Source organism: Amphritea sp. GJ51-11 (genome assembly GCF_055808735.1).
Map to the genome: position 1 here is coordinate 1,803,516 of NZ_CM147881.1, position 20,810 is coordinate 1,824,325.

At 48.5% G+C, this 20,810-nt stretch carries 21 protein-coding genes and 1 riboswitch; of the genes, 17 read left to right on the forward strand and 4 right to left on the reverse strand.

Annotation, left to right across the window (positions count from 1 at the left end; genetic code table 11):
* Positions 1-50 precede the first annotated feature (50 nt).
* From AC0L4K_RS07850 to AC0L4K_RS07860, 3 genes are all read left to right on the forward strand, one after another.
* Positions 51-1,457, forward strand: a complete 1,407-nt coding sequence (locus tag AC0L4K_RS07850) for an ATP-binding protein (protein ID WP_473268860.1) — start codon at positions 51-53, stop codon at positions 1,455-1,457.
* A complete protein-coding gene (locus tag AC0L4K_RS07855) occupies positions 1,457-2,452 on the forward strand; it encodes an NADH-quinone oxidoreductase subunit B family protein (protein WP_473268861.1) in 996 nt (331 codons plus the stop codon). Before AC0L4K_RS07850 ends, AC0L4K_RS07855 begins: the two co-directional genes overlap by 1 nt.
* A gap of 64 nt (positions 2,453-2,516) precedes the next feature.
* Entirely contained in the window at positions 2,517-3,971 is a 1,455-nt protein-coding gene (locus AC0L4K_RS07860) for a nickel-dependent hydrogenase large subunit (protein WP_473268863.1), read from the forward strand.
* A gap of 105 nt (positions 3,972-4,076) precedes the next feature.
* Here AC0L4K_RS07860 and AC0L4K_RS07865 read toward each other — a convergent pair whose 3' ends face one another.
* A complete protein-coding gene (locus AC0L4K_RS07865; protein ID WP_473268864.1) occupies positions 4,077-5,405 on the reverse strand; it encodes a hypothetical protein in 1,329 nt (442 codons plus the stop codon).
* A gap of 151 nt (positions 5,406-5,556) precedes the next feature.
* On the opposite strand from AC0L4K_RS07865, the gene hpaH reads away from it, so the two are divergent.
* The 6 genes from hpaH to AC0L4K_RS07895 all read left to right on the forward strand — a co-directional run bounded on the left by hpaH (position 5,557) and on the right by AC0L4K_RS07895 (position 10,715).
* The gene (gene hpaH / locus AC0L4K_RS07870) at positions 5,557-6,360 is read left to right on the forward strand and encodes a 2-oxo-hept-4-ene-1,7-dioate hydratase (protein ID WP_417227998.1); all 804 of its coding nucleotides are present in this window, start codon (positions 5,557-5,559) and stop codon (positions 6,358-6,360) included.
* Between the two features lie 13 nt (positions 6,361-6,373).
* Entirely contained in the window at positions 6,374-7,192 is an 819-nt protein-coding gene (gene hpaI, locus AC0L4K_RS07875; protein ID WP_417227999.1) for a 4-hydroxy-2-oxoheptanedioate aldolase, read from the forward strand.
* A gap of 16 nt (positions 7,193-7,208) precedes the next feature.
* Entirely contained in the window at positions 7,209-7,850 is a 642-nt protein-coding gene (locus AC0L4K_RS07880; protein WP_473268865.1) for a fumarylacetoacetate hydrolase family protein, read from the forward strand.
* Positions 7,851-7,864: 14 nt separating this feature from the next.
* Positions 7,865-8,650: a fumarylacetoacetate hydrolase family protein gene (locus AC0L4K_RS07885; protein WP_417228001.1), complete on the forward strand. Its 786-nt coding sequence runs from the start codon at positions 7,865-7,867 to the stop codon at positions 8,648-8,650.
* 11 nt (positions 8,651-8,661) lie between these two features.
* A complete protein-coding gene (gene hpaE, locus AC0L4K_RS07890) occupies positions 8,662-10,182 on the forward strand; it encodes a 5-carboxymethyl-2-hydroxymuconate semialdehyde dehydrogenase (protein ID WP_473268867.1) in 1,521 nt (506 codons plus the stop codon).
* Between the two features lie 143 nt (positions 10,183-10,325).
* Positions 10,326-10,715 carry a 5-carboxymethyl-2-hydroxymuconate Delta-isomerase gene (locus tag AC0L4K_RS07895; protein ID WP_473268868.1) on the forward strand — a complete coding sequence of 130 codons (390 nt, stop codon included), beginning with the start codon at positions 10,326-10,328 and terminating at the stop codon, positions 10,713-10,715.
* 536 nt (positions 10,716-11,251) lie between these two features.
* Here the strand turns inward: AC0L4K_RS07895 and AC0L4K_RS07900 are convergent.
* The 3 genes from AC0L4K_RS07900 to AC0L4K_RS07910 all read right to left on the reverse strand — a co-directional run bounded on the left by AC0L4K_RS07900 (position 11,252) and on the right by AC0L4K_RS07910 (position 13,264).
* Entirely contained in the window at positions 11,252-11,908 is a 657-nt protein-coding gene (locus AC0L4K_RS07900) for a transposase (protein ID WP_473268869.1), read from the reverse strand.
* A 39-nt stretch (positions 11,909-11,947) separates the two neighbouring features.
* Positions 11,948-12,232: a transposase gene (locus AC0L4K_RS07905; protein ID WP_473268870.1), complete on the reverse strand. Its 285-nt coding sequence runs from the start codon at positions 12,230-12,232 to the stop codon at positions 11,948-11,950.
* 159 nt (positions 12,233-12,391) lie between these two features.
* A complete protein-coding gene (locus AC0L4K_RS07910) occupies positions 12,392-13,264 on the reverse strand; it encodes a carboxylate/amino acid/amine transporter (RefSeq protein WP_417224215.1) in 873 nt (290 codons plus the stop codon).
* Between the two features lie 271 nt (positions 13,265-13,535).
* Positions 13,536-13,684: riboswitch (FMN riboswitch) on the forward strand.
* Between the two features lie 112 nt (positions 13,685-13,796).
* On the opposite strand from AC0L4K_RS07910, the gene AC0L4K_RS07915 reads away from it, so the two are divergent.
* From AC0L4K_RS07915 to AC0L4K_RS07950, 8 genes are all read left to right on the forward strand, one after another.
* Entirely contained in the window at positions 13,797-14,285 is a 489-nt protein-coding gene (locus tag AC0L4K_RS07915; protein WP_417224217.1) for a 6,7-dimethyl-8-ribityllumazine synthase, read from the forward strand.
* 138 nt (positions 14,286-14,423) lie between these two features.
* Entirely contained in the window at positions 14,424-15,188 is a 765-nt protein-coding gene (locus tag AC0L4K_RS07920) for a M90 family metallopeptidase (protein ID WP_417224219.1), read from the forward strand.
* 329 nt (positions 15,189-15,517) lie between these two features.
* Positions 15,518-15,979 (forward strand): hypothetical protein, encoded by a 462-nt coding sequence (locus AC0L4K_RS07925; RefSeq protein WP_417224221.1) that lies wholly within the window; start codon positions 15,518-15,520, stop codon positions 15,977-15,979.
* On the forward strand, positions 15,972-16,298 hold the full coding sequence (locus AC0L4K_RS07930; RefSeq protein ID WP_417224223.1) for a hypothetical protein: 327 nt from the start codon (positions 15,972-15,974) through the stop codon (positions 16,296-16,298). Before AC0L4K_RS07925 ends, AC0L4K_RS07930 begins: the two co-directional genes overlap by 8 nt.
* Positions 16,299-16,568: 270 nt before the next feature.
* Positions 16,569-17,027 carry an excalibur calcium-binding domain-containing protein gene (locus tag AC0L4K_RS07935; RefSeq protein ID WP_473268871.1) on the forward strand — a complete coding sequence of 153 codons (459 nt, stop codon included), beginning with the start codon at positions 16,569-16,571 and terminating at the stop codon, positions 17,025-17,027.
* A 48-nt stretch (positions 17,028-17,075) separates the two neighbouring features.
* Entirely contained in the window at positions 17,076-17,396 is a 321-nt protein-coding gene (locus AC0L4K_RS07940; RefSeq protein ID WP_473268872.1) for an MliC family protein, read from the forward strand.
* A gap of 580 nt (positions 17,397-17,976) precedes the next feature.
* Positions 17,977-19,311, forward strand: a complete 1,335-nt coding sequence (locus AC0L4K_RS07945) for a ferredoxin reductase family protein (protein WP_417224228.1) — start codon at positions 17,977-17,979, stop codon at positions 19,309-19,311.
* A gap of 228 nt (positions 19,312-19,539) precedes the next feature.
* The gene (locus AC0L4K_RS07950; RefSeq protein WP_417224230.1) at positions 19,540-20,691 is read left to right on the forward strand and encodes an iron-containing alcohol dehydrogenase; all 1,152 of its coding nucleotides are present in this window, start codon (positions 19,540-19,542) and stop codon (positions 20,689-20,691) included.
* Positions 20,692-20,810 lie beyond the last annotated feature (119 nt).

The window sequence follows — 20,810 nt, forward strand, 5'->3', positions numbered from 1 at the left end:
TGTTGGCAGAGTAATCTGGATCGATCCGTTATTGAATTTAACCGCCGCCGATGACCGATAAAAAACCACAGGATAGTGTCGAGCAGGACCGTATCGAACAAGACAGTATCGATAAGAGTGAACTGGCTGATGAAGCGTGGGTCAGTGTTATCCAGAAAATGGATGAGACCTATGCTGACCTAGTGCATTATCAAGTTGAGATTGAGCAAAAGAATCTAGAGCTGGAACAAACTCAAGGCTTTCTCGACAGTGTGCAAAGCGCTATGAGTGATGTACTGATCGTCTGTGATAAACAGGGGGTGATTCAGCAGCTGAACAGTGCCTTTGAGCAACTGACCGGCGTGGCTGCCGATGAACTGATTGGTAAACACTTTATTGAGTTGGTGGCGCCGGCTTACCAAAATAAATTCACCGATATTGAAAATCAGCTGCGGGTGCAACCGGTACGAGATTGTGAAGTCGAGTTAGCTGGCCGCAAAGGCTGGGTACCGCTGGCAATGAACTGCAGTCCCCGCCGAGACCGGCGTGGTCGTATGGCTGGCATGGTGATGATCGGGCGTCCTCTAGGCGAGCTACAGAAAGCCTATAAAGAGCTGAATCATGCCCATGCTGAGCTTAAGCTGGCGCAGGAGCGGCTGGTGCAATCTGAAAAGATGGCGTCGCTCGGTCGGCTAGTGGCAGGTGTTGCCCATGAACTTAATAATCCGATCAGCTTCGTTTATGGCAATATGCATGCCCTGCGTCGTTACACCGACAAACTGGTGACCTATTTTAATGCGGTGAGTGAAAATCGCAGCCGCGCCGAACTGCGAGAATTACGCGAAACCTTGCGGTTGGATAAAGCGATTCGTGATCTTAATTCACTGGTCGAAGGGACGATGGAAGGGGCTGACCGGGTGCGGGATATCGTCCGCGATCTGCGTCAATTTTCTTCCTGTCAGGAAGCCGAGAAAACCCGGTTCGACTTTAGCCATGTGATTAAAACCGCTCTACATTGGATCATCAAAGAGAGTCATCGCCCTGTTGCAGTCGAGCTTAATCTACCCGATAAAATACAGGCATTGGGCCATGCCGGACAGATTCATCAGGTGATTGTTAACCTGATTCAAAACGCTGTAGACGCTATGAAACATCAGCCCGATGCCCGCTTAGAACTGCACGCTGGCGAGACCGATACACAGGTATGGTTTACCTTACGCGATAGTGGACCGGGTCTCGCTGAAGAGCATCTGTTGCGGGTGTTCGATCCTTTTTTTACCACTAAACCGGTTGGCGAAGGCACCGGCTTGGGCTTGTCTATTAGTTATGGTATCGTCTTAGAACATGGCGGTAAGTTGTTGATTAATAATCATCCTGAAGGTGGGGCTTTCGCAAGACTCGAACTGCCTAAACAAGTTTTTGCTGCTCGCATTGATGAAACGGGTGAGCATCCCGAGATGGGATCAGGAGCTACGTAATGGTTAATCTTCTCTGGTTACAGTCCGGTGGTTGTGGTGGTTGCAGTATGTCGATGTTGAATGCTGAAGCGCCAGACCTGTTTACCCGTTTTGAAGCTGCGGGCATTAATTTACTCTGGCATCCCTCGTTGAGTGAGCGAAGTGGTACCGAAGTGATTGAGCTACTGCAGCAGTTAGTCGATGGTCAGGTGCCATTAGATATTCTCTGTATCGAAGGATCGATGTTGATGGGGCCGATGGGCAGTGGTCGGTTTCATCTGATGGGCGGCACCGGCGTACCGATGATTGATTGGGTGCGACAGTTGGCGGGGCGGGCGAAACAGACGGTAGCGGTGGGTAGTTGTGCTGCTTATGGAGGCATCAGTGCCGCCGGAGACAATGTTACCGAGGCAACGGGGCTCCAATTTGATGGTGAATTAGCCGGCGGCTTACTGGGTGCTAATTATCGCTCTGGTAGTGGTCAGCCGGTGGTTAATATTGCCGGTTGCCCGACTCATCCAAACTGGATTACTGAAACACTATTGCAGATTGCGCTGGGTGAGTTTGGTGCTGATCAGGTCGATCATTTAGGCCGTCCACGTAGTTATGCCGATCATCTGGTGCATCATGGTTGTTCACGAAATGAATACTATGAATATAAAGCCAGTGCCGAACAGCCGGGTGATCAGGGTTGCATGATGGAGAATATGGGCTGTTTGGGGACGCAAGCCCATGCAGATTGTAATATCCGCCCGTGGAATGGTGAAGGTTCTTGCACCCGTGGCGGTTATGCCTGTATTAATTGCACCGCACCGGAGTTTGAAGAACCCACTTATGCCTTTACCAAAACGCGCAAAATTGCGGGCATCCCTGTAGGCCTGCCAACCGATATGCCCAAAGCTTGGTTTGTGGCATTGGCCTCTCTGTCAAAGGCGGCAACACCGGAGCGGCTCAAGCGAAATGCCACCTCTGAACGGATTATCTACCCGCCGAGCCGAGCGAAAATCGATAAATAACACCGGGCTGGCTAGCACCACTAAGTTGTCAGGATCAGACAGTAACAGACAATAAGAAGAGACTATGAGCCGAATGTTGGTAGGCCCGTTTAATCGGGTGGAAGGGGACCTTGAAATTGCATTGGAGATTGATGCCGGTCGGGTGACAAGTGCTAATGTCAACTCGACTATGTATCGCGGTTTTGAGCAGATTCTAAAGGGTAAGCAGCCGATGGATGCACTGGTATATACCCCGCGTATCTGTGGTATCTGTTCGGTGAGTCAATCGGTGGCCTCGGCCTATGCGCTGGCGGATGCCATGCAGTTAGGGATGACGCCCAATGGTGAGCGTTGTATTAATCTGATTCTGGCCAATGAAAATATGGCCGACCTGCTGACCCATTTCTATCTGTTTTTTATGCCGGATTTTGCGCGGCCCAGTTATGCGATGCAATCTTGGTATGAGCCGGTGCAAGCTCGTTTTCGGGCGGTCAGTGGCGAAGCTTATCGTGAAGTGTTGCCCGCCAGAGCGGAATTTCTTCATCTGATGGGGTTGCTCGCCGGTAAATGGCCGCACAGTTTAAGCATTCAGCCCGGCGGCACCGCCAAGGCGGTTGATGGGCACGACCGCTTACAGATGATGTCTATTTTGGCAGGCTTTCGGCGTTTTCTTGAACGTCGCCTGTTCGGTGATTCATTAGAGCTGATTGGTCAGTTAACCTCAGTGGCGGAATTACAGCAGTGGGCGATAGAGAAAGATTGGCACTCCTCTGACCTACGCACTTTTATACATCTTTCACAGCAGTTACAGCTCGACCAGCTAGGCCGGGCGACCGATCAGTTTATGAGTTATGGTAATTATTCTCTTGAAGGCGAGCGGCTGTTTCGCCCCGGCGTCATTGACGGGCAGGGGCAACGGCGCCCGCTGGATAGCCAGTTGATTACCGAAGATATCTCCCATGCTTGGTTAGCGGGTCAGACGACACCGCAGCACCCGGAGCAGGGGGTAACACAGCCGGCGCTGGATAATGTTCAAGGCTACAGCTGGTGCAAAGCCCCACGGCTTGATGGGCAGGTGATGGAGACTGGTGCACTGGCGCGACAGTTAACCAATGGGCACCCATTGATAACCGATCTGGTCGCCCGCAGTGGCGGCAATGTGCAAAACAGAATGCTGGCCCGGCTATTAGAGTTGGCGCTTGTTGTTCCGCAGATGGAGCGTTGGGCGCGGCAGATCCAGCCAACCGAGCAGTTCTGTCTGCATGGCTCGTTACCGGATTATGCTGAAGGGGTGGGCATGATTGAAGCGGCTCGTGGCAGTTTAGGTCATTGGCTTAGTATTCGAGAGGGCAAAATTGCTAATTATCAGATCATTGCGCCAACCACTTGGAATTTCTCTCCCCGAGATCAACATGGTATTCCCGGGGTGTTAGAACAAGCACTGCAGGGTGCGCCGGTGCTGGAAGGTGAGAAAGATCCGGTGGCTGTGCAGCATATCGTACGCTCGTTTGATCCGTGTATGGTATGTACCGTGCATTGATCTATAAGGTTGGTTACCCAACAGAAAACCTATGTTTTGTTAAGGCCCTAAGCCGTAGGGGCTTTAAGAAACTGAACAGCGAGACTGCGCTGTTCAGTGGTGAGATTAGTGAACCCCCATCGCTGCCATCAGATGAATGATGCCGCAGCCGGCGACCAGCATTATCAGGTTGTAGGGCAGTTGGTTGCGAATAATCTCTCCGTCGGTGGCATTAAAGCGGGATTTCATAATAAAGTTAAGACCACTAAAGGTGCTGCCGGACATCGCCAATGACGTACCGAGTACATAGGCAATCGCCATCAGATTTGGGGTCACAGTGATATCAGCCAGTAAACCGGCAAAAATCGCCACTAACGCCAATTGATGAATACCCAGGTAGGCTAAGCCGACAATCATCACCAGTACCAACGAGGCCACGCCCGCGTCGGTTTGGGTAAACGGTAGGCTAATCAGGCCGACACTAATACAGGCCTTCACCCCTGCAGCCAGCACACCGGCGCTCATAAAGAGGCTGATCTCTGCACGGCTTTCCGATAATTTTTCGCTCACATGCAGCGAAAGTTGACGACTGGCAGAGCGGATATTCGACAGTACAACCATCAGCGCAATCGGCACGACAATTGACAACAGTGATACCAGAAAGACCATTGGCAGTTGCGGCATCTGCCAACTGAGCAACAGGATCATGGCGATCAGTATCAAAGGCAGCGTCAGTGTTTCGGTTTTTAACGGATAGCCGGCATAGTTTTGCAGCGCGGCAGCGGCGCGAAAACGCGCTTCGAGAATACTTAAAAGCAATCCGATGGCTGCCAAAGCGATGGAGAAGGGGTATACCTGCGCTAACTCAACGCCGGGTACCTGTTCTAGCACTAGGGGTAAGAGACTTAGAAACGGTGACCAGAGCACCGCCATGCCGAAGCCCCGACTGAGAACCCATTGAGACAGCTGGTCGATGCCCTTATTCTGCTTAATCTGATCACCCACCACGATCACCGAAGAAAAGTTCGCCACGGAGGAGAAAAAATGCATTCCCAGCAGGGTAGTGATAAAACTATGAATCCCCGGCTTACTGGTATCGCAACCCACTCGGCCGGCCATGCCGATGAAGCTTATTGAGGTTAGCAGCATGGCCAGTTTTAGGTGTTCACCAAACAGTGCCTGCAGTGATAGGTCTGCACCTTGAGTCCACGCCAAGGCAGCGGCCGCGATGCCAATAGCAAACAGGGCCAGAATCTGTTTACGTTGTTTCGGCTTCAATCGGGGCATTTCGATGGCAATATACAGCCAGCACAGTAGGGTTGCTAAACCCGCTAATCCTAGCGGTAAGACAATATTTAGCAGTGTTAAGAGGCACATCGTCAGCACGAGAGGCCCGGCTATTCGGGCTCCCGGCCAGTTATTACGTATCGTTTGAGCGAGGTGATTAGCAGTCATGACGTACCTATGAAGAAAAAAACTGGAAATTACTTAATATATTAATTATATTATTGTGCATATGGTAATCGCTACCTTTAAATAGGTAAATGGGCAAGCTGGTATTTTGCTACGAAGATTGCAGAAGACAACGCTAAGATGGAAATTAGATATGCTGACAGAACAACAGATACAACTAGCGGCCGAGAAGCTTTATCAGGCAGAGAAAGACTGTACTCAGATCCCTGCGCTGACGCTTGAACACCCTGAGATGACGATGGACGATGCTTATGCCATTCAGAAAACCTGGGTCGATCAAAAGATCGCCAATGGTGCCAAGGTTAAAGGGTATAAGATCGGTCTGACATCACGTGCTATGCAGATGGCCGTGAATATCAATCAGCCGGATTACGGTGTGTTGCTGGATGATATGTTTTTTGCCGATGGTGCCGAGATTAAAGCATCTGATTTCCCAGATCCACGTATTGAAGTGGAACTGGCGTTCGTCTTGAAGGATCGTCTGGAAGGGGACGATATCACCATCTTTGATGTGTTGAATGCCACTGATTATGTTATTCCATCGCTGGAACTGATTGCCGCTCGTTGTCACCGTACCGATCCTGAGACCGGCTATACCCGCAAGGTGTACGATACTATTGCTGACAACGCGGCGAATGCTGGCATTGTCTTAGGTGGTCGGCCGATTAAACCGATGGATATCGATCTACGTTGGGCGGGTGCACTGCTATATCTTAATGGTCAGATTGAAGAAACCGGTATTGCGGCCGGTGTACTGGGTCATCCGGCTAATGGCATCTGCTGGGTCTGTAAACGTTTTGCCCCTCACGGTGTGGCGCTGGAACCGGGTCAGGTGATTTTGGCAGGCTCCTTTACTCGTCCGGTCTCAGTAAAAGCGGGTGACACTATTCATGCAGATTACGGCCCACTGGGCGGTATCTCTGTGAAATTCGTATAAATAAGAGGACGTTATGGAACTTCCTGTTAATAAATTCAAGCAGGGCCTAAAAGGCGACCAGCCTATGTGGGGTCTGTGGCTCGGACTACCCGATGCCAGCTGTGCTGAGCTTGTTGCCGGTGCGGGGTTTGACTGGCTGCTGATCGATAGCGAACATGCACCGTTTGAGCTGGACTCAACGATGCGTCATCTGCAGGCGATCGCGCCTTATGGAGTACCTGCGATTGTGCGTCCTGAAGAGGGCCGCACGGCGCTGCTAAAACGGATTCTCGATATTGGCGCACAAACCGTCTTGGTGCCGATGTGTGATACCGCTGAACAGGCCCGTGAGCTGGTTAAAGCGGTTAAATACCCACCTCAAGGCATCCGTGGCCTCGGTAGCTCATTAGCCCGTGCGGCTAACTGGAATCGTATTCCGGGCTACCTGCAGAAAGCCAACGATGAGATCTGCCTTGTGGTACAGGCCGAAACAGTCACCGCGATGGAAAACTTGGCAGAAATTGCCGCTGTCGAGGGTGTTGATGCGGTCTTTATCGGCCCCTCTGACCTGTCGGCTTCGATGGGCCATATTGGCAACCCGGATCATCCCGAGGTTGTGGCTGCTATTGAGAAAGGTTTTGAGATTATCAATGCGGCGGGTAAAGCGGCTGGGTTGCTCTGTATCAATCAGGCCAAAGCACATCACTATGTGGCCAAGGGCGCTAAGTTTGTCGGTGTCGGTGTCGATACCCTGCTGCTGAGTAATGCAGCCAAACAGTTAGCTGAAAGTTTTAAAGCCGGTGACTCAACGTCTCAAGGGCAGGCTGAGTCTTCTCAGTCCAGCGGATATTAATTTTAGGTAGAAAGTTATGAGTAATAATCCAATCGTTAAAGGTAAATTGGTATGTGTTGCGCTGAACGATTCTGAACAGTTCAATGCAATGCAGGCTGAGTTTGCTGAAGCACCCTACAAAGGCGCGCCAACACAGCCAGTCTTATATTTTAAACCGCACAACACGTGGAGCAACGATGGTGCCGTGGTTGAGTGGGCTGACGGTGCAGATAGCATGGTCGTTGGTGCATCACTGGCCGTTGTGTTTGGTAAAGAGTGCTGTCGTGTCAGTCAGGCCGAAGCACTGGACTATGTAGAAGGTTATACCCTAGTCCATGACTTCTCGCTGGTTGAACAAAACTATTACCGCCCTGATATCAAAGGTAAATGTCTAGACACTTCTGCGCCGATCGGTGCTGAGGTTGTTGCCGTTGCTGATCCTCAAGCTTTGACCGTGGTGACGTCGGTTAATGGCACGGTAGTTAATGAAACGCCGGTATCTCAGTTGGTACGTGGCGTGGCTGAACTGATCAGTACTATCTCTTATATCATGACGCTGCAACCTGGCGATGTGATCGCCGTTGGTTTTCCAGGGCAGCGTGCTCCGGTAGCGAAAGGTGACAACGTTAGTTCGGTCATTGCCGGTGTCACTGAACTGCACAATACACTTGGCGAATAAGGGGATCATTCGAAATGAAACACGCACGCGTACTTTTTAATGGCTCCGAGCTGGATGTAACGGTCGAAGATTCTTTTGCCGACACGGGCCTACTGAAATCAAAAGTTGATGGTCAGTTGATTAATGAAGCTGATGTGACTTGGTTGTCACCGATCAAAGAGCCAGGCACTATTTTTGCCTTAGGTCTTAACTATGCGGATCACGCCGCTGAGTTGGCCTTCGAGCCACCGAAAGAGCCATTGGTGTTCCTGAAAGGAGCCAATACGCTGACCGGTCACAAACAAAACGCTTACCGTCCCGACAATATCGAGTTCCAACACTATGAGTGTGAGCTGGTGGCGGTGATCGGTAAAGAGGGCAAGAATATCGCCCGTGAAGACGCCATGGATTACATTGCCGGTTATACCGTTTGTAATGACTTTGCCATCCGTGACTATCTGGAAAACTACTACCGTCCTAACCTGCGGGTTAAGAGTCGCGACTCACTGTGTCCCATCGGCCCTTGGTTGATCGACAAAGATGACGTGGGTGATATCAGTAACCTGAAACTGACCACCCATGTAAATGGTGAGCTAACACAGGAAGGCACCACCGCGGACATCATTTTCGATGTGCCTTTCTTGGTGGAATACCTGAGTAAGATCATGACCTTGAAGCCCGGCGATATGATTGCTACCGGCACCCCGAAAGGTCTGAAAGATATGCAGCCTGGTGACACGGTTGTCTGTGAAATTGAAAAAGTTGGCGCGCTGGTAACGAATATTGTTTCTGAGCAAGCGTTCTACGGCGACAAGTATTGAGGTATAGAGAGATGAGTGCACAACTACAAGAAAATATCGGCAAAGCTGAAGGCTATTTAGCGCGCTTTAAAGAGAACACGCTGGGTCATTTCATCAACGGTGAATGGACGCTGGGTAGCGGTGAAACCTTTGACAACACCACGCCATTTGACCAAAGCTATCTGGGTAAAGTGGCTGCGGCGTCGGTAGAAGATGTTAACGCGGCCTGTGAAGCAGCGGCAGCCGCTGCAGCAGGTTGGGCAGCAACACCGGGTGCCGAGCGTCGTAAGATTCTGCATCGTTTAGGCGATGAGCTAGAAAAGCGCGCTGAAGAGATCGCTATGGTTGAATCAATGGACTGTGGTCAGGCGCTACGCTTTATGCGTCAAGCAGCGGTTCGTGGTGCGGCTAACTTCCGTTTCTTTGCTGACCAAGCACCAGAAGCACGTAATGGTCTGTCGCTGCATCAAGCCGAACACACCAACTTCACCGTGCGTAGCCCGCTCGGTCCTGTTGCGGTGATCACACCGTGGAATACGCCGTTCATGCTGTCTACCTGGAAAATCGCGCCAGCACTGGCATCCGGTTGCACCGTGGTACACAAGCCTGCTGAACTGAGCCCACTGACCGCCTCCATTCTGGCAGAATGTGCCGATGCGGCTGGTTTGCCTAAAGGTGTTTGGAACATGGTTAACGGTTTTGGTGCCGTTGCCGGTAAAGCGCTGACAGAACACCCTGCGATTAAAGCAGTGGCGTTGGTCGGTGACTCTGCTACGGGTAAAATGATTCAGGCACAAACGGCACAAACACTGAAACGTTTACACCTTGAACTGGGTGGCAAAAACCCTGTTATCGTGTTTGATGATGCAGACTTCGAACGTGCCCTTGATGCCACTGTGTTCATGATCTACAGCCTCAATGGTCAGCGTTGCACTAGCTCTAGCCGTTTGTTGATTCAGAGCGGTATCAAAGACAAGTTCTTAGCAGCTCTGAAAGAGCGTGTTGCCAATATTAAAGTCGGCCACCCACTGGACCCTGAAACTGAAGTAGGCCCGCTGGTACATACCGGTCACTATGAAAAAGTGACTAGCTACTTTGAAATTGCTAAGCAGGATGGAGCCACTATTGCTGTCGGTGGTAAATCACTGCGCGATGAGATGGGCCCAGGTAACTTCGTGACACCAACCCTGTTTGTCGATGCGAAAAACACTATGCGTATCGCTCAAGAAGAGATCTTTGGCCCAGTGCTGACCGCTATCGAATTCGAAACCGAAGAAGAAGCAATTCAACTGGCTAACGAAACGGTTTACGGTCTGGCTGGTTATATCTGGACTAGCAACACCGGTCGTGCAATGCGCATGGCTCATGCGGTTGAAGCGGGTATGCTGTGGGTTAACTCTGAAAACAACCGTAACCTGCCATCCCCATTCGGTGGGGTGAAAATGTCCGGTATTGGGCGTGACGGTGGTGATTGGAGCTTTGATTTCTATATGGAAACCAAAAACGTCTGTATCGCCCATGACACCCATAAGGTGCCTGTACTCGGTCGCTAATTAAGCGGTGGGTTTACGCATCACATATCGACAGCTGGCATAGATCATCTCTTTGCCAGCTTTTTCCGTCTTTAGACAGCACGATGCTGGGTGATTTTGACCCTAGCGTGAAGCGACAGCGGATACATTAATCGGAGTTAGTTATGCCACATTTCATTATGGAATACTCAGCCAACCTAGACGATGATCTAGATATTCCAGCCTTGTTTGAAAAACTCAATGAAACTGCCATCGCCACTGGCGTTTTCCCTATTGGGGGGATTCGTACACGTGCCGTTCGCTGCGAACATTTTCGCGTAGGCGAGGGCGATCCCGACAATACCTTTGTACACCTAACCGCCAAAGTCGGTTCTGGCCGTACGCCAGAAGTGCTCAAAGCCGCCTCAGACACCATCTTTGAAACGTTCAGTGCTAGCCTAAAGCCGATCTTTGATCGTCGCTGGATGAGCGTTGGTTTTGAAATGATTGAATTGCATCCCGAGCGCAATTATCGAATGAACAACATCCACAAAAAACTCGCCGATAAAGCCTAATAAGCATTACCCTCGAGTTTCGCTGGCCTGTCACATAAGCAGATCTGCCGGACTTCGTGCCGGCGGTATGCTGACCTCTATCCTGCGTTTTAAGTGCTTTTACAAGCTTATAAAACTGAGTTTTACTCATCATTTAGCGTTAATTATAGGTTAACACCAGAACGTCGCTTGAGTGGTAATGTTGATGGTTTGATGACAGTAAGTACTGAAGAGGATAAATCTACCGAAGACCCGTGGGTGTAATCGGCTGAGTCAGTGCTAGGATTGCTTCTACCAATATAGATTGCTTTTTAACAAGGACAGGCACCGCTAAAAAATGATGATGCGGCGATCAAATCGGATTAGCGCTTTTTAATAAGGACAGGCACAGCTAAAAATTATGATGCAGAGATTAAGCCTGATTAGCATGGCGCGTAATTTTCACGAGTGATTTATTTTTTACTGAATATTTAGCTAGTAGCTCGTTAATGCTGATTTATAGATCAGTGAACGCCTCAGTTATTATTGATCATTAGCAGGCGGGAAGGTTGTTTCTTTTAAGCGACTCGTTCTGATCGTCGCTTAGGTCGTCTTTTGGCTGCAAATTTCTTCGGATAGCGCTGTTCAAACTCAGTGGCGTTTCTAAGCCAATTTTGTGCGTCTAGCCTCAGTCGTTCGAGGATAGGAGGGTGATGCAGTGGGATAGCACCTCGTTTGTTATTTCTAACCACACGGCCGGTGCTGTCGACCAGCTCGAGGTAGTCTTTTAAACAGCATGAAATGCCCATCTCTTCATCACTCTTGATGCACTCTTCAAATACTGCAAGGGGTTTAATTGGGCGGTTAAAATACTTTAGTGACTTCTGTTCTTGTTGCGATGCAATCGCGTTGTGTGGATCAAATGTTGATTTGATTCGTTCTTTAATACTGGTGTGTGCTGAATCTTCTGGCGTTTCTGCCATTCCAGATCTTATCGGATTCAGATCCACATAGGCCATGCAGGATAGCAGTGCTTCTTCACTTAATAAGGCCTGGGATTTGAAACGTGATTCCCAGAAATGGCCGGTGCACTGGTCTTCCTGATTGGCTTGCCGAGCAATGGGTTCATTTAAGCATTTCATAAACCAACTAAGGTTGCTCAACCGCTCACGATAAACCGAGATGATATGACTAACGGTTTCTGCTTCTGAAGCGGTTAAAGGCTCACCAGACATCCACTTACGTACCAGTAGTGGGCCTTTGAATACACTAGTTCAAAGGCTTGCAACATCAGTATCCGTCCATGACTCGGCTTGATCAGGGCATATTTTCACGACTAGGTGATGGTGGTTAGACATCACCGCATAAGCACAAACATCGATTGCAAAAAGCGAGGATAGAATCCGTATGCGATCTTCGATCCATTGACGCCGGTGTTGATAATCTTTACCGGAAATAGGATCAACACCGCATAGATATGAACGGCGCACGCAGCGGGAGACGACATGATAATAGGGTGTGTCTTGAAGAGATACGAGTTCCTGTCGAGGTCGAGTCATCGGTAAAGTCCTTTTAACGATGTGTGAATCAATGCTGATTTTGAGCTTAGAATTGGATGTCTGGGTTGTCAATTAAGGAGTGCCTGTCCTTTTGCTGTTTTGCTGGACCAAGGACAGGCACTCAATGTTATGAGAGGGTTGTAGGCTAGAGTAAGTGGTTTAAGTTGCTTTGGCTCGTTGAATTCGTTGGTTGAATTTATCATTCACAATTAGGGCGAGTAAGATAATCCCACCGCCGATTGCAAGACGGATAATATCTGCATCACGGTTCCAAAAGATCACGTTGACCAAGATGCCTGCTGGGATCAATAAGTTATTAGCGACCGCCAGTGTGCCGACGTTAACCTGTGTGGCGCCCTTATTCCAAGCAAAATATCCCAGCCCAGATGCAACGACACCAAGATATGTCAAAATAGACCATTGCAGTGTGGTCGTTGGCAGTTTCTCTGGATTACCGAGTAATAGGTAACAAGGGATAACCACGGCCAATGCTCCCATAAAGAACCAACCAAATACTGTGCGCTGTGGTAGGTCGGGACGCTCTTTGGCAATAATGCGTTTATAACCTACTTGGCCGGCGGCGAAACATAAATTTGCGCCTTGAACGATAAAGAGTCCCTTTAAAAAGCCTTCGTCGATACCTTGGTAGCGAATAGCAACTGCACCGATAACCGCGAGTAATGCACTGATGATAAAGCCAATATTGAGTCGGCGATCCAGTAGGTCATTTAGTAGGGTGATGTAGATGGGGGTCATGACGGTGAACAACAAAACTTCGGGTACGGAAAGGTACAGAAACGATTGGTAATAAAAACCGTACATGATGCCGAGCTGGAACGCGCCACAGACCATAAGTTGTAGAGCAACTTTTGGCTGGATTTGACGCAGTTTTAAAAAGGGCAAGAAAATGATGGTAGCGAGTGCGACGCGCATTAATACAGAAAACCACGCATCGACTTGCCCCGCTAGATACACCCCGATCAAGCTGAAGGAAAACGCCCACAAAAAGGTGACGGCAATAAGCATTGGCATGACAATCAGTTCCGCATAGATAAAGTGGCGCTCAGTTTAACGATTTCTCCCATTTTGGCAAATCTGTTTACTTAAATAATTTTCACAGATAACTATTGTGTATTTATCGATCTATTTTTTTGGATAGGAAGCTAATTCTGCGAATCTTCGGTATTAAGATGCCGTGCCTGTCCCTGTTTGTTCTGTTTGTTATGACTGTCCGTTCTCTTATTCGCGGCTTTGACAATATGCAGTAAAAACACGTATATTCGCTGCCGTCGAATTATTTCGATTTCGTTCTCGGGGCGGGGTGAAACTCCCCACCGGCGGTAAAGAATTATTTCTAAGCCCGCGAGCGCCTTTAAGATTGTTCTTTTAGGGTCAGCAGATCTGGTGTGACTCCAGAGCCGACGGTTATAGTCCGGATGATAGGGAACGTGTCAGATAAAATATCTAACTGAGCCGCTTATTATTAGTGGCTTAGTTGTCGTGCTATATGCCGTATTTTCCTGTCCGTTCGCCCTGATTCACCTTTTATTTATGGGTTTTTATAATGAATCAGAGCTCAACGAATTTCATTCCTGCAACACAACGAATTGCTTTTCTACATGCGACTTGGCATGAAGAGATCGTTCTTAATTGTTTGAATGGATTTAAACAAGAGTTAACCTCGCGCGGTTATGATACATCACTGATTGAGGTGATTGCGGTACCCGGTGCCTTTGAAATCCCACTACAAGCGAAACTGCTGGCAAAAAGTGGTCAGTATGCAGCGATTGCATGCAGTGGCTTGGTGGTCGATGGCGGTATTTATCGTCATGACTTTGTGGCGCAAGCTGTCTGTAGTGGCTTAATGCAAGTTCAATTAGAAACAGAGGTGCCGGTTTTAACGGCGGTGCTTACGCCTCATCACTTTCATGAACATGATGAACATAAAGACTATTTCTCGCGTCATTTTATAAAAAAGGGCATTGAGCTAGCACATGCGTGCGATCGGGCTATTCAGTTAACTGCAAAAGCGAAGAGAGCATTAGTCAGTTAAGCGACTATTAATAAGATGGCGTTGATACCGTCAGGGTGTCACGTCGTCGATCATGTTAATCGTAGACGGTTTGTTATAGAAAGCTCATTAATATTGCAGTGCCTGTCCCAGACAATATAGATAAGAAACGAGTCCGTCATGTTTAAACGATTTTACAACTGGTTGGAAAACCGGCGCGTTATAAAAATGGGCTTTACTGAGCAAGAGTGGGAATCGGCTATTGCGGATTGGCCTGTGATGGCGCGCTATCGAGGTGCAGAGCGAGAGGTCTTGCGAAAGATGAGCTTTCGTTTTCTGGTTCGAAAGCAGTTTGAATCAGGTGCAGAATTCCAATTTAACCGTGAGATGTGTTTAAAAATTGCTACGATGGCCTGCGTTCCGATTCTGCATTTAGGTTTGGATTGGTACGATCACTGGCATACCCTTATTTTATATGAGGGAGACTTTGTCCCCAATCGTCCTTATCGCACTGATGATGGGGTCGTGCATGCTCAAAGCCCTGGGTTGAGCGGCGAAGCATGGCTTAGAGGGCCCGTTATTTTATCTTGGCAATCAGTGTGTGAAAGCGGTGTGCATACTCGACAGAGTAAAGCGAGTAATGTCGTCATACATGAATTAGCTCACAAGCTAGACATGCTACGTGATGGTGCTAATGGCGCACCACCGATGCATCCTGATATGAGTGCAGGTGAGTGGCATGATATTTTTACCGCGGCTTGGGATCGTTTACAGCATGATTATAAAAAGCACCGTCCACTTCCCTTAGATGATTATGCTTTAACAAGCCCGGCTGAATTTTTTGCCGTCTGTAGCGAAACCTTTTTTGAAGACCCTCATAGTGTGAAGACACATATGCCTGAAGTGTACCGGCTGCTTAGCCGATTCTATCGGCAAGAGCCGTAGGGGGCGCTATACCGAGTTATAAGGATTTCACAGTCAATCCGATTAACGCCCAGCCAGAGCGTTCCTCTGATTGAAGAAAATCTTGCTTACATTTACCCAGTTGAGAACTGCCTGTCCAAGCTAATAGTTAGCGGGCGGAGTGGACTCTTTTGGACTACATTGTTGGATAGTGGATCAGCTTGTGAGCAAGAGTGAAGCGTTATTATTCAGACTTTGATCCCATACTCCAGTGTCGTGAGATAACAGACTATCCTGCCTGGACAATAGTGAGCATGCTGACACGATGATCAACATGTTGCGTTTCAATTTCATAAGTTAGGGAGAAACGAATGAATCAAACATATCGTGCAAGGGTCTACGCAATATTGTTACTGCTGATGTTATATGGCTGTACACCGCTTATTGGCCCTCATAGTCCTGCGGCCTATGAGAACGCCACTTCTCTGAAAGCTGAAGTTTTAACCGTTCTAAGTAAAGCGAATACACCCTATGTGGACAATGAAGCGGCGATCGATGCGATTAAGCTTAAAGCAGAAATGGCGTATGAATTTGTCAAAGGGGTGCCCGGTAGTCGGTTATCGGCTAGACAGTGGGAGATACTTAAAGACCCCGAAGGTGATCTTTTAGGTAAATTCTTTAAACGCTGGCAGGAGCGTGGAACCCTTTCTAACATTCTTATTCAAGAATATAAGGCGTTAGCGGCGGATGCATTTGACGAGATCATTTGCTTAGAAGCCAATAAGAATGAAGCGACAGACTGCAGCGTAAGAGGAGCACCTAATCATGGCTGATTTCGATGATTTTTTAGCGGCGTTAAAAGACAATGCCGCAGTATTAGCAAAAGAGACCTTTGATGGTTATGAAGCTCAAGCGAAACAGGATGCCGAGACATTTATTGATAAAGCAAAAGATGATCTGAAACGCTGGACGAAGTTACTTGCCGACGGTGATATCAACGAGGAGGACTTTAGTGATCTCGTCAATGCTAAAAAGGCGCTGGCCGAAATGTTTGCGCTTCGTCAAGCCGGTCTCTCGCTGATTAAATTAGAAAAATTCCGTAAAGGCTTTATCAATCTGGTGGTCGATACGGCCTTTGAGGTGTTTGTTTAAACTTGCAGCATCTCTTGTTACCCCGCCTTCATGTCAGTCGGTAGGCAGTATCGCTGTGGCCTATCGGCAATCTTCTCTTCTAACGACGATGATCCAATAGCATTTATATCGGCCAGTTTTGCAGAGAAATTTATACGTAGCAGGCCAACGATCATTATTTTCGGTTAGAATATCGGCCGGTCAATCGGCTGATGAACAGGCAGCGTTCACGCTTAATGCCTTCTTCGCCCGCGGCCTTCATTATTTATAGCGCATACAAAAGGACATCGTATGACAGAGCTAGGGTTTTATCTCGGCCTCCTTATAGCCATTATTGGGTCAATAGGCTTAATCATTGCGGCTTTCAGAACCAGCATTCTGTGGGGATTAGCTGTTTTGTTTCTTTGGCCCTTTTCCATCTTTTATTTGTTTTTTCATTGGCAAGAGGCGAAAGGCGCATTCAAATTACAGCTGTTTGGATTTCTCATCCTTATCGTCTGTGCTTTTATCAGTGAGTGCGATGCATCTTCATCGGTTAATGTCGTCCACTTAGGTGGGCATTCTGCCAAACCCACGCATGGCACTGCAGCGGCGTCTAATATCACGCATCGATTTAGATGTGATGGCCGGCAGTATTGCAGCCAAATGCACTCCAAAGCTGAGGCGGTATTCTTCATCAACAACTGTCCTAACACGAAGATGGATGGAGATCATGATGGCCGGCCTTGCGAAAATGATTCTAGATTTTAGGGTATTACTGCTCGCCGTGTTATTACGTTTGTTATAAGGAAAGCATTAATGAAGCGTTGTTTTAAGGTGGTTAGTGGGGGGGTTATTTCATGGCTAATGGTTGGCTGCACGAATACGCCCCTGTTGCCTAATTCACAGCATTTCCATGAAGTTTCATATCAATGTGAGCGAGGTAGCGCGATGGTTCATTTCTATCCGCAACAATCTCGGGCGGTACTTATTCGTGATAATCAGGCGATTGAGTTACGACAGGAGCCCACTGCGTCGGGCTTCCTCTATAGCAATGTTAAGGTGAGTATCAGAGGCAAGGGGGATCGTATGTCTCTGGAAATAGGACGGATGATGCCCATTGCTTGTCATGCTGAATAACGGCCGCATTATTGGGCTATGGCATTACCCGTTTAATGTCTTATCAGGCGGGTGAAGAGCTGGATAAAGGTACATTGAAAATGTGTGTTAACCCAGTATGAAGAGGAGCCTTTATCCGTAAACATCATTCATATGGAAGGTCGTCGGGTTAATGCGAAAACCCGCCGTTTTATCGATTTGGCCGTGCAGACCTTAAAGCAGAACCCTTTTATTATTGCATAACCTTGCTGCTCAATATCGGGATGAATATCTGCGTTTTTATCAAGCCGTTATTTCAGGGCCTGTTCCAAGTGTTTTAAATGCCAGTTAAGTGCCAGTCACCGACCACGTTGACTCTTGTTGTGCATCAATGCGGGCAGAGTGTTTTCTTCTTATAGTACTTAAGGTGTTATCCGCCTTAGCAAAACTTTACATAACCTTACATGAAAGGGCTTATTTGTGTCGTGATGGGCTGTGTAGAATAGGGTTCCGGATTTGAGCAGGTGACCACGTCTGGTGTCGGTCGCCTCTTTGTTTGCCGGGTATGTAACGGTGCCCTCGGTCCGGTGTTTTAAATGGAATTTACTGAAGACGATCGATCATGAAACAGATTAAAATTTTCTTTGTTGCGTTGTTGTTGATATTGACTGCGGTATGGCTGTTGGCTGATAGCTTGCTTCCAGAACCGTTCACCTATTTCAGTTTTCGTCATGTGTTTGTGCAATACAGTGGTGTTATCGCCATCGGTGTGATGAGCATTGCCATGATGTTAGCGCTGCGGCCGAAATGGCTTGAACCCCATCTGGATGGGTTAGATAAGATGTACCGCTTGCATAAGTGGCTCGGGATTACCGCGCTGGTGGTCTCAGTGGTTCACTGGTGGATGGCTCAGGGCACTAAGTGGATGGTTGGCTGGGGCTGGTTAGAAAAGCCGGAGAGAGGTCCGCGTGGTACTGAAACACTGGGCTTTATTGAAGACCTGTTTCGCAGTCAGCGAGGTTTTGCCGAGTCGGTCGGCGAGTGGGCGTTTTACGCAGCGGTAGCGTTGATCTTGTTGGCATTAATTAAACGCTTTCCTTATCATCTGTTTATTAAAACTCACCAACTGATCTCTATTGCTTATCTGGTGTTGGCTTACCATGCGTTAATCTTAATCGAATTTGATTATTGGTTGCAGCCTGTGGGCTGGGTGATGGCATTGTTGTTAGCTGGCGGCAGTATTGCGGCGGTGCTCGCATTGACAGGGCAGATAGGTAAGGGCCGCAAAGCGCAAGGGGCTATTGATGGTTTAACCTACTACGATGATCTGCGAGTGCTTGAGGTGAGTGTGTTGATGAAGCAGGGATGGGCGGGTCATCGCGCTGGTCAGTTTGCTTTTGTCACATCCAACCGCAAAGAGGGGGCTCACCCCTATACCATTGCTTCGGCTTGGGATCAGGATGATGGTCATATAGTGTTTATCACTAAAGCACTGGGCGATCATACTAGTCGTTTGCGGGAGACGCTAAAAACTGAGATGCCGGTGACCGTTGAAGGCCCCTATGGTTGTTTCGATTTTGGTGATCCTCAGCCACGGCAGATTTGGGTCGGTGCCGGTATCGGTATTACGCCATTTGTGGCGCGTCTTAAAGAGCTGGCTAAAACCCCCGGCGATAAGCCGATTGACCTGTTTCATTGCACCGCCGATTATGATCAGTCGGTGATCGAAAAACTGACCGCGGATGCAGAAGCGGCGGGCGTTAAACTGCATGTGCTGGTGAGCGGTAGAGATGGCCGTTTGGATTGTAATCGAATCTGTCAAACAGTGCCCGAGTGGTCGTCTGCCAGCGTGTGGTTTTGCGGCCCGTCTGGTTTTGGTTTCTCGCTGCGAAAAGATTTTTTGGCGCAAGGATTATCCGCCAAACACTATCATCAAGAACTGTTCCAGATGCGCTAAGTTAGCATTGATCGCGTGAATGATTAGAGTGTCAAACAGGCTAAAAATACTGCCGCTTGCTGGCCTATAAAAGGGCTGGCAAGTGGCGTTTTGGGTTGCCATAACAAGACGGAAGATTTTTTGCGTGTTACATGGTCCAGATCAACAAATAATGGGCAACCTTGGACTATAGTTAGTTTCTCGAAGTGGTTTTTATATTTTATTTTTCGATAAAGGGATTGTTTTAATATGGCTATTCATGAATTTTTTGTTCCCAATGTATCCCTAATGGGCGAAGGCTGTTTTAGTAAACTGCCTGAGCGGGTAAAAATGCTAGGCGGTAAAAAACCGCTGGTTGTGGCGGACAAAGGTATGACGTCGTTGGGCTATACGGCGCGCTTGACCGAGTTGTTACAGAGTGAAGATATTGCCAGTGTGGTTTATGATGACACCGTACCTAACCCAACGGACACTAACGTGGCTGATGGCGTGGCGATTTATCAAGAGAATGATTGTGACATGCTGATCTCTTTAGGGGGCGGTAGCGCACACGATTGTTGTAAAGGTATCGGGCTGGTGGCTTCTAGCGGCGGCACTATCCATGATTACGAAGGTTTAGATCAGGCGACAGCGCCATTACCACCTTACATCGCGGTCAATACCACTGCCGGTACTGCCAGTGAAATGACGCGCTTCACCATTATTACCAACACTTCTAATCATGTGAAAATGGCGATTGTTGATTGGCGAGTAACGCCCGATGTTGCCATTAATGATCCTGCTCTGATGGTCGATATGCCACCGGCACTGACCGCAGCAACAGGCATGGATGCGCTGACTCATGCGGTCGAAGCCTATGTTTCTACGGCGGCAACACCCATTACCGATGCTTGTGCGATGCAAGCGATCCGCTTGATTGGTAAGTATCTGCGCAACGCGGTTGCTCGTGGTGATGATATGGTGGCTCGAGATAAGATGGCTTACGCGGAATACCTCGCGGGGATGGCATTCAATAATGCGAGCCTAGGCTATGTGCACGCGATGGCCCACCAACTGGGTGGTATGTATAACCTGCCACATGGCGTGTGTAATGCTTTGCTGTTACCACATGTATGCCGAGTAAATATGATCGCCGCGACCGAACGCTTTGCGGATATTGCCGATGCTCTGGGTGAAGTGACCGATGGCCTGTCTGAACGGGATGCGGCGCTGCTAGCGATTGATGCAATTGAAACGCTAGGTGAAGATGTTGGTATCCCTCGTACCTTGGGCGAGCTGGGTGTGAAGAGCGAAGATATAGACACCATGGTGGTGAATGCTCAGAAAGATGTTTGCTGTCTGACCAACCCGCGCAAACTGAGCCATGCGGAAGTGGCAGCGATCTTCCAAGCTGCGCTTTAAGTTGAGTGATGTACAACACCAGTACCATTAATCCGGGTGCTGGTGTTTTTTATTGTCTGATCAATCGCCTCGCCGATTGACTCGTCTTGTTGTTCGCCCCATATATTTCCTTTCTTTTT